This is a genomic window from Oricola sp. (genome assembly GCF_022763245.1).
Taxonomy (GTDB): domain Bacteria; phylum Pseudomonadota; class Alphaproteobacteria; order Rhizobiales; family Rhizobiaceae; genus Oricola.
The window spans coordinates 391,256-404,593 of the sequence record NZ_JALEGV010000012.1 but is presented as its reverse complement, the minus strand read 5'-3'; the positions used below and the strand labels follow the sequence as shown (position 1 = coordinate 404,593).

The following is a 13,338-nucleotide window of genomic DNA, read 5'->3' as shown; positions in this document are numbered from 1 at the left end:
CCGCTTAGGTATTACTGAAGGAGTATTACCATGCGCGTGACGGAAAAAGGCCAGGTGACCATTCCGAAGGCCATTCGCGACAAGCTGGGAATCGTGCCCGGGAGCGAAGTGGATTTCGTCGAAGGCGCGCTAGGTCATGTCGAGATCATCCGTATCGACGGGAGCGCCGACAGCGACCCGAGCGTCGAGCGTTTGAAGAAATGGATCGAGAGGGTTCGAGGAACGGGCGACCCATCCGTCACGACGGATGACGTGATGCTGGCGACGCGGGGACGACGCATTGGCGACCCTGATTGATTCGAATATCCTGCTCGACATCGCCGCGCCGGAAACGAAATGGTTCGACTGGTCGGTCAGAAAGCTGGTCGAGGTGAAACGGCATGGCGACATCCTCTTCAACGTCGTTATCGCCTCGGAGTTCGCATACAGTTTTCGAAGCGAGGCAGACTATGTGTCGTTCCTCGCCGGGACGCCGATGAAGTACGAACCCATTCCCGAGACCGTCAGTTATCGGGCGGCCGTCGCGCACAGGCGCTATCGTCAGAGTGGCGGAAGGCGCGAGCGGACCTTGCCGGATTTCCTGATCGGGGCGCATGCGTCGGTCGGCGAATACGGCATCCTGACGCGCGATCCGAGCGTCTATCGCACCTATTTCCCAGATCTCGACATTATTGCACCGGATACGCACCCATGATCGGAAAACTGAAAGGCACGGTCGACGAGATCGGCGAGGATCACGCGATCATCGACGTACACGGCGTCGGCTATGTCGCGTTTTGTCCGGCGCGGGTATTGGCCGGGCTGAGCGAGGGCGAGGCGGCGGTGCTGCATATCGAGACCTATGTGCGCGAGGACATGATCCGCCTCTACGGCTTTGCCACGCGGCTGGAGCGCGAGTGGTTCCGGCTCTTGCAGAGCGTGCAGGGGGTCGGGGCGAAGGTGGCTTTGGCGGTGTTGTCGACGCTGTCGACGGGCGACCTCGCCAATGCGATCGCCCTGCAGGACAAGGCCATGGTGGCGCGCGCGCCGGGGATCGGGCCGAAAGTGGCGCAGCGCATCGTCTCCGAACTGAAGACGAAGGCGCCGGCCTATGCGGGTGATGCGTCGGGCACGATCGGACTGAAGCAGGAACTGGGCGAAGGCGTCGCCGCCGGGCCGATCTCGGACGCGGTCTCGGCGCTCTCCAATCTCGGCTACAGCCGCGACCAGGCCGCCAACGCGGTGGCGGCAGCGGTCAAGGAGGCCGGCGAGGGCGCCGACAGCGCGAAGCTCATCCGCCTGGGGCTGAAGGAGTTGTCGAAATGACGCCGACTTGTGCGAACGGTTCGAGGGTGCAATTGACCACCCATGAGTGACGACGCGCGACTGATATCCGCGGAAAAGCGCGGCGAGGATTTCGATGTCTCGCTGCGGCCGCAGACGCTGGACGATTTTACCGGCCAGGCGGCGGCGCGGGCCAATCTGAAGGTGTTCATCGAGGCGGCGCGGGGGCGCGGCGAGGCGCTGGACCATGTGCTGTTCGTCGGGCCGCCCGGGCTTGGCAAGACGACGCTGGCGCAGATCATGGCGAAGGAACTGGGCGTCAATTTCCGTGCGACATCCGGGCCGGTGATCGCGAAGGCGGGCGACCTTGCCGCGCTGCTGACCAACCTGGAAGAGCGCGACGTCCTGTTCATCGACGAGATCCACCGTCTCAGTCCGGCGGTGGAGGAAATCCTCTATCCGGCGATGGAGGATTTCCAGCTCGACCTGATCATCGGCGAGGGCCCGGCCGCGCGATCGGTGAAGATTGATCTTGCGAAATTCACGCTGGTCGCGGCGACGACCCGGCTGGGGCTTCTGACGACGCCCTTGCGCGACCGGTTCGGCATCCCGGTGCGGCTCGATTTCTACACGGTCGAGGAACTGGAGACGATCGTGCGGCGCGGGGCGCGGATCATGGGGCTCGCCATGAGCGACGACGGCGCGCGCGAGGTGGCGCGCCGGGCGCGTGGCACGCCGCGCATCGCCGGACGGCTCTTGCGCCGGGTGCGCGACTTCGCCGACGTGGCCAGGGCGCCGGAGGTGACGCGGACCATCGCCGACGAGGCGCTCACCCGGCTCGACGTCGACGCGATCGGCCTCGACATGCTCGACCGGCGTTATCTCACCATGATCGCGAAGAATTTCGGCGGCGGGCCGGTCGGTATCGAAACGATCTCGGCGGCGCTCTCGGAACCGCGCGACGCGATCGAGGACATCATCGAGCCGTTCCTGCTGCAGCAGGGCTTCATCCAGCGCACGCCGCGCGGCCGGTTGCTGACCGCGCATGCGTGGACGCATCTCGGGCTGGATGCGCCGAAGGATCTCGCGGCGATGCAGTCGAACCTGTTCGGCGACGACGGCTGACGCCTTACGCCATCGCCGCGAAACACGCCTCGATCCAGTCGGCAACCGCGCGCGTCGCGGCGTCTTTTGCCAGGTGCGGCTGGATGAGGAGCCACGCCTCGCGGCTGCGGTCGAGCGGCGTTCGGTTGACGTCCGGAAGCGATGCGAGGTCCCGCCCGAAGGCGGGAAGCACGGCGACGGCACGGCCGGACGTCAGAACGGTTCGGATCGCCGCGGCGCTGTTGGATACGAAGCGGGCCTTTTGCGCGATGCCGAGGCGTGCCGCCTCGATCATCTCCGGCGTTTCGGAGAGGCTGTCCGGATAGGCGCAGGCGATCGGCTCCGCTTCGCCGTCGGACCGGACCGGCTCGCATAACGCGAGCGGCAGAGTGGCCAGTCTGCGGATCACGAACCCGCCGCGCTGCGGCCTTGCCATGCGGATGGCGATGTCGGCCTCGTAACGCGAGAAGCTGACATTGGCGTCGGAGGCGAGGATGGACAGCGACAGGCCGCCATGGGCGTCCAGGAATTCGGCGGCGCGCGGCGCGAGCACGGTGTCGCAGATGCTGGCGGTCGCGGCGATCCGGACATGGCCGACAATGCCGCTGCCTTCCGACGGAATCGCGCCGATGGCTGCGACGTGGTCGGTTATGGCATGGACATGGGCGAGGACCTTCGCGCCCTGAGCCGTCGGATGGCGCCCGCCGTCGGTCGCCTGAAACAGCGGAAAAGGGAACGCGGCCTCCAGCCGGGCGATGCGGCGGGCGACCGTCGTGGCGTCGAGCCCGAGTTCGGCGGCTGCGCCGGCATAGGTGCCGGAGCGCGCCAGGGCAGCCGCGATCCGCAGGTCGTCCCAATCCACGGCGTGCTCCCTTCGTTGTCGGCGCCTGCAATTTTGCAGGATCATACTGCAAACATGCTGCGTGATTGCAAGTGTGGGCGGGTGGTAGAACCGATCCGAAAAGGAGACACGTCATGTCCAATCCGAAGACGCTTCTGGAACTGTCCGGGGCCGATCTCAGCCCGGCGCGGCTCGACGAGGCCTGCCTGGTGGTGATCGATTGCCAGAATGAATATCTGGACGGCCCGCTGGCGCTGCCGGGCGGACCGGCCGCCGTCGCGCAGGCCAAGCGCGTGCTGGACGCGGCGCGCGCGGCCGGTGCGCCGGTGATCCATATCGTGCATCGCGGACAGGCGGGCGGGCCATTCGATCTCGACGCGGCGCGTGGCGCGATCATTGCCGATCTGGCGCCGCGGGAGGGCGAGACGGTGATCCGCAAAACGCTGCCGAACGCCTTTGCCGGAACCGATCTCGACGCCGCGCTCAAGGCGACCGGTCGCGGTAAGCTGCTGATCGTCGGGTTCATGACGCATATGTGCGTGAGCGCGACGACGCGCGCGGCAATCGACGCCGGGTTCATGTCGACGATCGTCGCGGGGGCCTGCGCGACGCGCGACCTGCCGGACGGGACGGGCGGCGTGATCACGGCAGACGAGGTGCACCGCGTCGCGCTGGCGGAACTGGCTGACCGTTTCGCGATCATCGTGCACGATCCCGACTTCTATGCCGGCTGAGCGCTGACCGCCACGGGGTTGCGCCACACCGTCAAATCATGGAGATGAACGCCTGACGGCGCGATCGATGCGTGCCGCCAGGCGCAATCACCTCTGGGATTGGCGATGAATGACGCAAACGGCCTTCTTTCAGGCCGCATGATCGACGGCGGCCACGAATTGGTGGCGCGCGTCTATTATGCCGACACCGATTTTTCCGGCGCGGTCTATCACGCGCGCTACCTGGAATTTCTCGAACGCGGCCGGTCGGACTATCTGCGGCTTCTCGGTGTCCACCACACGGACCTGCAGGCCGGACAGACCGGCGAAACACTCTATTGGGTCGTGCGGCGCATGGAGATCGACTTTCGCGCCGCCGCCCGCATTGACGACATCCTGACGATCCGGACACAGGTTGCCGAGACCGGAAAGGCGCGCATCCGCATGGCGCAGGAGATCCGCCGGGGCGACGATCTGCTGGTCACGGCGCGGGTCGAAGCGGCCGTCATCAACGCCGAGGGCCGACCGCGTCGCTTCCCCCAAGAGTGGGCGGTCCTGTTCGAGACGCCCGGGAAACCACACGAAATGTCATGAAAAGAACGCAATTGACCGCGTTTCACTAACGAGACGTTAACGATAACGATTCATGAATAGGTCAGCCTGAATTCGGCTTTCGCAACGCCATTGTTTGACCTAATTCGTCACCGAAAGCCGCAGTGACGGTCGCCTGGCCGGGATCAGGCGGACGCAGGCATCGGTGAGACATCAACCTCAAATCCGCAATTCGAGGTAGCAGGACATGGAACAAATCGGGTTGGCCGCGCCAGGGGGCGAACTGTCGCTATGGGCGCTGTTCATGCAGGCGGGCTTCGTCGTCAAGCTCGTGATGATCGGCCTTCTCGCCGCTTCGATCTGGTCCTGGGCGGTGATCATCGACAAGACGCTGGCCTATGGCCGCATGCGCCGGGCCTTCAACCGCTTCGAGGACACGTTCTGGTCCGGCCAGTCGCTTGAGGAGCTCTATCGCTCGCTCTCCGACCGCAAGCCGACCGGGATGGGCGCCCTGTTCGTCGCGGCGATGCGCGAATGGAAGAAGAGCTTCGAGCGCGGCGCGAAATCGCCGATCAGCCTTCAAAACCGCATCGACCGCGCGATGGACGTGGCGATGGCCCGCGAGATGGAGGCGGTGGAAAACCGGCTCGGCTTCCTCGCCTCGGTCGGCTCGTCGGCGCCGTTCATCGGCCTGTTTGGCACGGTGGTCGGCATCATGACCTCCTTCCAGGCGATCGCCGGGTCGGAATCGACCAATCTTGCCGTCGTCGCGCCGGGTATCGCCGAGGCGCTTCTGGCGACGGCGCTCGGCCTCGTCGCGGCCATTCCCGCCGTCATCGGCTACAACAAGCTTTCCTCGGACGCGGCCCGGCTGAGCGCGCGCATGGAGGATTTCGCCGACGAATTCTCGGCGATCCTGTCGCGCCAGCTCGACGAGCGCGCCGCGGCCGGCCAGCGTCCGCAGGCCGCCGAATAAACGGGTGATCCCATGGCCATGTCACTGAACTCTGGAAGCGGCGGACGCGCCGGCCGGCGCGGGCGTCGCAGCCGCGGCAAGGCGCTGATGTCGGAGATCAACGTCACGCCCTTCGTCGACGTGATGCTGGTGCTGCTCATCATCTTCATGGTGGCGGCGCCGCTTCTGACCGTCGGCGTGCCGATCGACCTGCCGGAAAGCCGCGCCTCGGCGCTCAATTCCGACACGCAGCCGATCACGGTGTCGATCCGCGACGGCGGCGAGATCTACATCCAGGAAACGCAGATTCCGATCGAGGAGGTCGTGGCGAAGCTCGAGGCGATCGCCCAGACCGGATATGACGAACGCATCTATATCCGCGGCGACCAGAAAGCGGATTACGGCACCATCATGCAGGTGATGGGCCGCATCAACGAAGCCGGTTTCCACAATCTCGGCCTCGTCACCCTGCAGGAAAAGGATGGCTGACGCATGCGCGTTGGCCTCGTCACGTCCGGCCTGCTCCACGCGGTCCTCCTCACCTGGGGGATGCTGTCGCTGAGCGCGCCCGAATCCTTCGACGTGCAGGACGTCGAAGCGCTTCCGGTCGAGCTCGTGTCGCTTGCCGAACTGACGCAGGTGCAGAAAGGCGCCGAAGACGCCCGCAAGGACGGGCCGTCCGCGCCGGTGCCGACTGAGAAACCGCCCGTCGACAAGGACGCGGTCAATGTCGGCGACAAGGAACGCGATCAGGCCGCTCCCGAGACGGAGACGCAGAAGCCGGTGGAGGTGGAGCAGACGCTTTTGCCGAAGCCGTCGGAAGCGCCGCGGCCGGAGCCCGACCGTCCGCTGGAGCCGGTGCTCGACACGCAGCCCGAACCGAAGCCGGAGCCGACCACCGAGATGGCGGCGCTGCCCGAACCGCGCCAGCCGGTCGAACCGGACCCGGTGAAGGAAGTGATCGAGACGGCCGAGCCGCTGCCCGAAGAGCCGCAATCGCGCATTCCCGATTCCGTGCCGGTGCCCGCCGAGCGGCCGGAGCGCCCGCCCGCGCAGACGGCGCGAACCGACAGCCGACAGGAGACCCGGGAGCGCGAGCAGGCCCAGGCCGCGCCGCGCGCGCCGGACAATCCTTCGAAGGAGGACGAGGTCGCCGCGCTGCTCAACCAGGAACAGGCGTCGGGCGGCGGCGCGCAGCGCACCCGTCAGGAAGCGTCGTTCGGCGGCCGGCAGAACACCGGCGGCTCGGAACTGACGCAAAGCGAGATGGACGCCCTGCGCGCCCAGATCCAGGCCTGCTGGAGCCCGCCCGCCGCGCTCGACGCCGGCGACCTGAAGGTTTCGATCCGTTTCAAGCTCGACCGCTCAGGCATGGTCGACGGCCGGCCGACGGTGACGAAGACATCCGGCAACCGCGCGGCCGACGAAAGCGCGCGCCGGGCGATCCTGATTTGCGGCCAGCGGGGTTACAAGCTGCCGCCGGAAAAATATGATGCCTGGCAGGATGTGGTGGTGAATTTCGATCCGAGCGTGATGTTCCGTTGAGCGTGACGCCCGAACGATGCTCGAATCGACCGAGGGACAGGAAGGACCAAACCCGATGCACACACTGACCCGGCGACTGATCGCCTTCGTGACGGTGGCCCTGGCGGCATTGGCGATCGGCGGGCAGCCGGCGCGCGCGCTGGTGGAGATCGACATCAACAAGGGCAATATCGAGCCTTTGCCGGTCGCGATCACGGATTTCATCTCGTCCGACGGCATCGGCGCGCAGATTTCCGGCGTCATCGCCGCCGACCTGAAGAGCTCGGGCCTGTTCGCGCCGATCGGCAAGGCCGCCTTCATCGAGAAGGTCAGCAATCCGGACGTCGCGCCGCGCTTCGCGGACTGGCGGGTGATCAACGCGCAGGCGCTGGTGATCGGCCGGGTGGTCGAGGAAGACGGCGGGCGGCTGCGCGCCGAATTTCGCCTGTGGGACACGTTTGCCGGCGAGCAGATGCTCGGCGAACAGTTCTTCACCAATCGCGAGAACTGGCGGCGCGTCGCCCACATCATCGCCGACACCATCTATCAGCGGCTGACCGGCGAGAAAGGCTATTTCGACACCCGTGTCGTGTTCGTCTCCGAATCCGGCCCGCGTGACGCGCGCGTCAAGCGGCTGGCGATCATGGATCAGGACGGCGCCAATGTGCGGTTCCTGACCCGCGGCGACAACATCGTGCTGACGCCGCGCTTCTCGCCGACGCGCCAGGAGATCACCTACATGGATTTCGCCGGCGGCGAGCCGAAGGTCTATCTCTTGCAACTGGAGACCGGGCAGCGCGAGCTTGTCGGCGACTTCCCCGGCATGACGTTCTCGCCGCGCTTCTCGCCCGACGGGCAGCAGGTTATCATGAGCCTGCAGCAGGGCGGCAACGCCAACATCTACTCGATGGACCTGCGCACCCGCCGCACGACGCGTCTGACCAATTCCAACGCGATCGACACGTCGCCCTCCTTCTCGCCGGACGGCAGCCGGGTGGTGTTCGAATCCGACCGCGGCGGGCGCCAGCAGCTCTACGTGATGAACGCCAGCGGCGGCGAGCCGCAGCGTATCTCGTTCGGCAACGGCTCCTATTCGACGCCGGTCTGGTCTCCGCGTGGCGACTTGATCGCCTTCACCAAGCAGTCGGGCGGCCAGTTCTCCATCGGCGTGATGCGTCCGGACGGATCGGGCGAGCGCATCCTGACGACCGGCTTCCACAATGAGGGGCCGACCTGGGCGCCGAACGGCCGCGTGCTGATGTTCTTCCGCCAGGCGGCAGGCAGCGGCGGGCCGCAGCTCTACACGATCGACCTGACCGGCCGGAACGAGCGCCTGATCAAGACGCCGGAATTCGGTTCCGATCCGGCGTGGTCGCCGCTTCTGGAGTAGGCGGGTCCGATTCGCCCGCAAGTCGCCGTATTTTGGCCATATCGCGGCAGGGGCGCTGACGATTCACGATTGGTTAACCGCGTTTCTTGAGCGGCGGTTAACCGCGACAGGGTTACCAGAGCATCAACGAATTCGTTCAAATACCAGGAGAGCCGGCGATGCGCCGAATTTCAAACTCCCCCATCTCGCTCGCTGTGACCGGCCTCGTCGCCGTCCTCGCGCTGAGCGGCTGCGCCGGCAAGAAGCCGTTGCCGAACAGCGCCGCCGAGCTGGGACTGAGCGGCAGCGCCGTGCCGGGCACGCCGCAGGACTTCACGGTCAATGTCGGCGACCGGATCTTCTTCGACACCGATTCCGCGGCGCTTCGTGCCGACGCCCAGCAGACGCTGGCGCGCCAGGCGCAGTGGCTGGCGCAGTATCCCAGCTTCACGATCACCATCGAAGGCCATGCCGACGAGCGGGGCACGCGCGAATACAACATCGCGCTGGGCGCCCGGCGTGCGGCAGCGGCGCGCGACTATCTTGTCTCGCGCGGCGTCAATGGCGGCCGCCTGCGCACGATCTCCTACGGCAAGGAACGCCCGGTGGCGACCTGCGACGACATTTCCTGCTGGTCGCAGAACCGGCGCGCCGTCACGGTGCTCGGCGGTCCCGGAGCCTGATCGCGGCGCTCTGCTTGAAAATCACCATCCACAGAAAAGCGGCTTCGGCCGCTTTTTTGCTGTTTGGCGAAGACAAAGTTTTGTCGAACTCGATTGCATAATGATACATGCGTGAGCGGCGATTTTCTTGAGAAGCGGGGTTTCCAGTCAGGATGGTTTTCATGCCGAAATTGTTCAACGCGACGCTGCTGGCGGTGGTGATGGCCACGTGCGGCGCGCAGGCGGCCGAGGTGCGCGCGCTGCCGCCGGGCAGCTACGAGGTGGCGCAGGTCAACGATCCGCGCGTCTACCAGCTCGAGGAGCAGGTGCGCCAGCTCAACGGCAGAGTGGAGGAACTGACGTTCCAGCTTCTCGAGCTGCAGGAGCAGTTGCGCCGGATGCAGGAAAACAACGAGTTCCGTTTCCAGGAACTTGAGGGCGGCCAGCCGGGGTCCGACGACAAGGCGTCGCTGGAGCCGAAGCCCGCCGAGGAGCCGCAGCAATCTGCGGCGGCTCCCATCCAGCAGCCGGCGGAAACGCCGACTGCTCCGGACGGGCGCGTCGCGGGCATCCACACGCCGGCGGCCCAGCCGCGCGATCTCGGCACGCTGACGATCGACGGCAACGGCAATGTGGTCGACGGCTCGGTCGATTTCTCCCAGCAGAAGATCGATTCGGCGATCGACGGCGAGGCGGTGGCCAGCGTCTCGGTGCCCGACGATCCGGAAGCCTATTATCGCGAAGGCTACCGCCAGGTGCTGAATGGCGACTACAACATCGCCGAGGGGGTTTTCCGCTCCTTCGTCGAACTGTTCCCGAACGATCCGCTGGTGGCCGACGCCCGTTTCTGGCTGGCCGAGAGCGTGCGCGCGCAGGGGCGCCTGCAGGAGGCGGCCGAAGATTTCATCGGCTTGCGGCGGGACTATCCCGACACGCAGAAAGCCCCCGAAACGCTGCTCAAGATCGGCCAGATCATGTATGAGCTCGGCGACCGGGACGTCGCCTGCGTCACCTTCGCGGACGCCGAAACCAACTATCCGCGCATGTCGGACACGGTCCGCAGCCGCATCCGCGCCGAACGCGCCAAGGCGCAGTGCTGAACAGCGACCGCGTTTCCGCGCCTGCCGGGCGCGTCTTTTCCTCCATTCAATTCGGTTCGAACGCCAGGATCGTGATCGCCCTTTCCGGTGGCGGTGACTCCACGGCCTTGACGTGTCTTGCGCGCGATCATTTCGCCGCGCGCGGCGAGACGGAGCGTCTGCTGGCCGTGACCGTCGACCATGGCTTGCGGCCTGAATCCGCGCGCGAGGCCGTGCAGGCCGGCGAGTTTTGCGCCGGGCTCGGCGTCGAGCACATCGTCAAACGCTGGCAGGACGACAAGCCTGCGGCGGGGCTGCAGGCCGCCGCTCGGGCGGCGCGCTACCGGCTGCTCGGGCAAGCGGCCGCGGATGCCGGCGCAGGGATCGTTCTGACCGGACACACGCTCGACGACCAGGCGGAGACCGTCGCGATGCGCGCGGCGCGGGGCGCCGGGCGGGGGCTTTCCGGGATCGCGCCGGCAACGCTCTATCGGCGCGAGACATGGTTCGTGCGCCCGCTGATCGGCTGCCGACGCGACGACCTGCGCGCCTGGCTGACCGGCCGAGATCAGGGCTGGATCGAGGATCCTTCCAATCGCGACGCGCGTTTCGAGCGGGTGCGCGTTCGGCAGGGCGAGGCGGGCGCTGTCGCGGACCCGGCCAGTTTCCGGCAAAGCTTCGAGACGAGGCGCGCCGAGGCCGAAGCCGCCGCCGTGGTGCTGAGCGATCACGCGATCTGGCGGTTCGATCCAAGCGGGCGCAGTGCCGATTTGACCGACCCGTCGGCGATCGGGCGCGCGGGGTTCGGCCTGTCTCTCGCGATCGTGTTGAACTGGGTCGGGCAGGGGGCCTATCTGCCGGCTCAGAGTGTGCTGGAGAAGGTCACGGCCTTCGTGACCGAGGGGGCGTCCGGGACGGGCATGACGGTCGCGGGATGCCTGCTGCAGAAGACCCGCGGCGGCGTCCGCATCGGCCGCGAGGCGCGGAACAGGCGCGAGGCCGGCCACGGGTTCGACGAACTCATTCCGAGCCCGGACTTCGCAGCGGCAGCCGCGCTGGCGGCGCGCACCGGGGAACCGTCTTTTCCGCCGCCGCCGCTTGCCGGTTACCCCTACGGTTACCCTGAATGATCAGAAACGTCGCAGAAGCGCGTGGTCTCCTTGGCAATGGCCATGTTGACGCCTATGTTTGAGGACAAGAACGGCCGCTGCACCGCGAGCGGCGAGGACAAGAGAACGAGATGAATCCGAATTATCGTAATTTTGCGCTGTGGGCGATCATCGCTTTGATGCTCATCGCGCTCTTCAATGTGTTCGACAATCAGCCGACCTCGACCTCCAGCCGCGAGATTTCCTATTCGCAGTTCCTGCAGGACGTTTCGTCGGGCCGCGTGCGGTCCGTGACCATTGCCGGCGAGCAGATCATCGGCACCTACAGCGACTCCGGATCGGGCTTCCAGACCTATTCACCCGGTGACGACAATCTCGTCGAGCGGCTCGAGGACCGGGGCGTGGAGATCCGCGCACGGCCGGAGACGGACGGCTCGAACTCCTTCTTCTCCATTCTCCTGACCTGGCTGCCGATGATCATCATCCTCGGCGTCTGGATCTTCTTCATGCGCCAGATGCAGGGCGGCGGCTCGCGCGCCATGGGCTTCGGCAAGTCGCGCGCCAAGCTTCTGACGGAAGCGCATGGCCGCGTCACCTTCGCCGACGTGGCGGGCGTGGACGAGGCCAAGCAGGACCTGGAAGAGATCGTCGAGTTCCTGCGTGACCCGCAGAAATTCCAGCGCCTCGGCGGCAAGATTCCGCGCGGCGTCCTGCTCGTCGGTCCTCCGGGAACCGGCAAGACGCTTCTGGCGCGCTCGGTCGCCGGTGAAGCCAACGTGCCGTTCTTCACGATTTCCGGTTCGGATTTCGTCGAGATGTTCGTCGGCGTCGGCGCGAGCCGCGTGCGCGACATGTTCGAGCAGGCCAAGAAGAACTCGCCCTGCATCATCTTCATCGACGAAATCGACGCCGTCGGCCGTCATCGCGGCGCCGGTCTCGGCGGCGGCAATGACGAGCGCGAGCAGACGCTCAACCAGTTGCTCGTCGAGATGGACGGCTTCGAGGCGAACGAATCGATCATCCTGATCGCGGCGACCAACCGTCCCGACGTGCTCGATCCGGCGCTGATGCGCCCGGGCCGCTTCGACCGCCAGGTCGTCGTGCCGAACCCGGACATCATCGGCCGCGAGAAGATCCTCAAGGTGCATGTGCGCAACGTGCCGCTGGCGCCGAATGTCGATCTCAAGGTCATCGCGCGCGGCACGCCGGGCTTCTCCGGTGCCGACCTGATGAACCTCGTCAACGAGGCGGCGCTGATGGCCGCGCGGCGCAACAAGCGTCTCGTCACCATGCAGGAATTCGAGGACGCCAAGGACAAGGTCATGATGGGTGCGGAGCGCCGCTCCACCGCCATGACCGAGGAAGAAAAGCAGCTGACCGCCTATCACGAGGCCGGCCACGCTATCGTTGCGCTGCACGTGCCTTCCTCCGATCCGGTTCACAAGGCGACGATCATCCCGCGCGGACGTGCGCTCGGCATGGTGATGCAGCTGCCGGAAGGCGACCGCTACTCCATGAGCTACAAATACATGGTCTCCCGTCTGGCGATCATGATGGGCGGGCGCGTTGCCGAGGAACTGAAGTTCGGCAAGGAGAACATCACCTCCGGCGCGGCCTCCGACATCGAGCAGGCCACCAAGCTGGCGCGCGCGATGGTCACCCAGTGGGGCTTCTCCGACAAGCTCGGCCTCGTCGCATATGGCGAGAACCAGCAGGAGGTCTTCCTGGGTCATTCGGTGGCGCAGCAGAAGAACGTCTCCGAGGACACCGCGCAGATCATCGACATGGAAGTGCGCCGGCTGATCGACGACGCCTACGAGACCGCGCGCCGCATTCTGACCGAGGAAAACGACGGCTGGATCGCGATCGCCGAAGGGCTGCTCGAATACGAGACGCTGTCGGGCGACGAGATCAAGGACCTTCTGGCCGGCCGCAAGCCGTCGCGCGACATGGGCGACGACACGCCGCCCTCGCGTGGCTCGGTGGTGCCGAAGACCGGTTCGAAGGAAAAGGCCGACAAGTCCGGCGACGAGCCCGACACGGGTGGCATGGAGCCCCAGCCACAAGGTTAACCTTTTCTTAAATCGCAATGAAAAGGCCGCTTCAGCGGCCTTTTTTCGTGGATTCGCGTGGTGTATAGGGAAGCATCGAGCGGGGCGCATCGAAG

16 protein-coding genes are annotated in these 13,338 nt (G+C 66.1%); 14 read left to right on the top strand and 2 right to left on the bottom strand.

The window, feature by feature from the left end; translation table 11 throughout:
• Positions 1–30 precede the first annotated feature (30 nt).
• The 4 genes from MRY80_RS06200 to ruvB are packed head-to-tail and all read left to right on the top strand — an operon-like array spanning position 31 to position 2,388.
• The gene (locus MRY80_RS06200) at positions 31–297 is read left to right on the top strand and encodes an AbrB/MazE/SpoVT family DNA-binding domain-containing protein (protein WP_293289094.1); all 267 of its coding nucleotides are present in this window, start codon (positions 31–33) and stop codon (positions 295–297) included.
• Positions 281–694, top strand: a complete 414-nt coding sequence (locus MRY80_RS06195; protein ID WP_293289092.1) for a type II toxin-antitoxin system VapC family toxin — start codon at positions 281–283, stop codon at positions 692–694. Before MRY80_RS06200 ends, MRY80_RS06195 begins: the two co-directional genes overlap by 17 nt.
• Complete coding sequence (gene ruvA, locus MRY80_RS06190; protein ID WP_293289090.1) at positions 691–1,305, top strand: Holliday junction branch migration protein RuvA; 615 nt, start codon at positions 691–693, stop codon at positions 1,303–1,305. Before MRY80_RS06195 ends, ruvA begins: the two co-directional genes overlap by 4 nt.
• A gap of 42 nt (positions 1,306–1,347) precedes the next feature.
• A complete protein-coding gene (gene ruvB, locus MRY80_RS06185) occupies positions 1,348–2,388 on the top strand; it encodes a Holliday junction branch migration DNA helicase RuvB (protein WP_293289088.1) in 1,041 nt (346 codons plus the stop codon).
• A gap of 4 nt (positions 2,389–2,392) precedes the next feature.
• On the opposite strand, the gene MRY80_RS06180 is transcribed toward ruvB, so the two are convergent.
• Complete coding sequence (locus MRY80_RS06180) at positions 2,393–3,229, bottom strand: LysR family transcriptional regulator (protein WP_293289086.1); 837 nt, start codon at positions 3,227–3,229, stop codon at positions 2,393–2,395.
• 113 nt (positions 3,230–3,342) lie between these two features.
• Between MRY80_RS06180 and MRY80_RS06175 the strand changes: the two genes are divergently transcribed.
• From MRY80_RS06175 to pal, 7 genes are all read left to right on the top strand, one after another.
• A complete protein-coding gene (locus tag MRY80_RS06175) occupies positions 3,343–3,942 on the top strand; it encodes a cysteine hydrolase family protein (RefSeq protein ID WP_293289084.1) in 600 nt (199 codons plus the stop codon).
• A 105-nt stretch (positions 3,943–4,047) separates the two neighbouring features.
• Positions 4,048–4,515 carry a tol-pal system-associated acyl-CoA thioesterase gene (gene ybgC, locus MRY80_RS06170; protein ID WP_293289083.1) on the top strand — a complete coding sequence of 156 codons (468 nt, stop codon included), beginning with the start codon at positions 4,048–4,050 and terminating at the stop codon, positions 4,513–4,515.
• A gap of 205 nt (positions 4,516–4,720) precedes the next feature.
• Entirely contained in the window at positions 4,721–5,449 is a 729-nt protein-coding gene (gene tolQ / locus MRY80_RS06165; protein WP_293289081.1) for a protein TolQ, read from the top strand.
• A gap of 12 nt (positions 5,450–5,461) precedes the next feature.
• Positions 5,462–5,917, top strand: a complete 456-nt coding sequence (tolR, locus tag MRY80_RS06160; RefSeq protein WP_293289079.1) for a protein TolR — start codon at positions 5,462–5,464, stop codon at positions 5,915–5,917.
• A 3-nt stretch (positions 5,918–5,920) separates the two neighbouring features.
• On the top strand, positions 5,921–6,973 hold the full coding sequence (locus MRY80_RS06155; protein WP_293289077.1) for a TonB C-terminal domain-containing protein: 1,053 nt from the start codon (positions 5,921–5,923) through the stop codon (positions 6,971–6,973).
• A gap of 55 nt (positions 6,974–7,028) precedes the next feature.
• On the top strand, positions 7,029–8,342 hold the full coding sequence (gene tolB / locus MRY80_RS06150) for a Tol-Pal system beta propeller repeat protein TolB (protein ID WP_293289075.1): 1,314 nt from the start codon (positions 7,029–7,031) through the stop codon (positions 8,340–8,342).
• A gap of 158 nt (positions 8,343–8,500) precedes the next feature.
• On the top strand, positions 8,501–9,004 hold the full coding sequence (gene pal, locus MRY80_RS06145; RefSeq protein WP_293289073.1) for a peptidoglycan-associated lipoprotein Pal: 504 nt from the start codon (positions 8,501–8,503) through the stop codon (positions 9,002–9,004).
• On the opposite strand, the gene MRY80_RS06140 is transcribed toward pal, so the two are convergent.
• On the bottom strand, positions 8,976–9,167 hold the full coding sequence (locus MRY80_RS06140; RefSeq protein ID WP_293289071.1) for a hypothetical protein: 192 nt from the start codon (positions 9,165–9,167) through the stop codon (positions 8,976–8,978). The two genes, pal and MRY80_RS06140, sit on opposite strands and share 29 nt — an antisense overlap.
• Here MRY80_RS06140 and ybgF point away from each other — a divergent pair.
• The 3 genes from ybgF (at position 9,166) to ftsH (ending at position 13,243) form a co-directional block, all read left to right on the top strand.
• Positions 9,166–10,083, top strand: a complete 918-nt coding sequence (ybgF, locus tag MRY80_RS06135) for a tol-pal system protein YbgF (protein WP_293289069.1) — start codon at positions 9,166–9,168, stop codon at positions 10,081–10,083. The two genes, MRY80_RS06140 and ybgF, sit on opposite strands and share 2 nt — an antisense overlap.
• On the top strand, positions 10,077–11,192 hold the full coding sequence (gene tilS / locus MRY80_RS06130; RefSeq protein WP_293289067.1) for a tRNA lysidine(34) synthetase TilS: 1,116 nt from the start codon (positions 10,077–10,079) through the stop codon (positions 11,190–11,192). The genes ybgF and tilS overlap by 7 nt, the downstream gene beginning before the upstream one ends.
• Before the next feature lie 110 nt (positions 11,193–11,302).
• Positions 11,303–13,243, top strand: coding sequence for an ATP-dependent zinc metalloprotease FtsH (gene ftsH / locus MRY80_RS06125; RefSeq protein WP_293289065.1), 1,941 nt, complete (start codon positions 11,303–11,305; stop codon positions 13,241–13,243).
• The last annotated feature ends 95 nt before the right edge of the window (positions 13,244–13,338 follow it).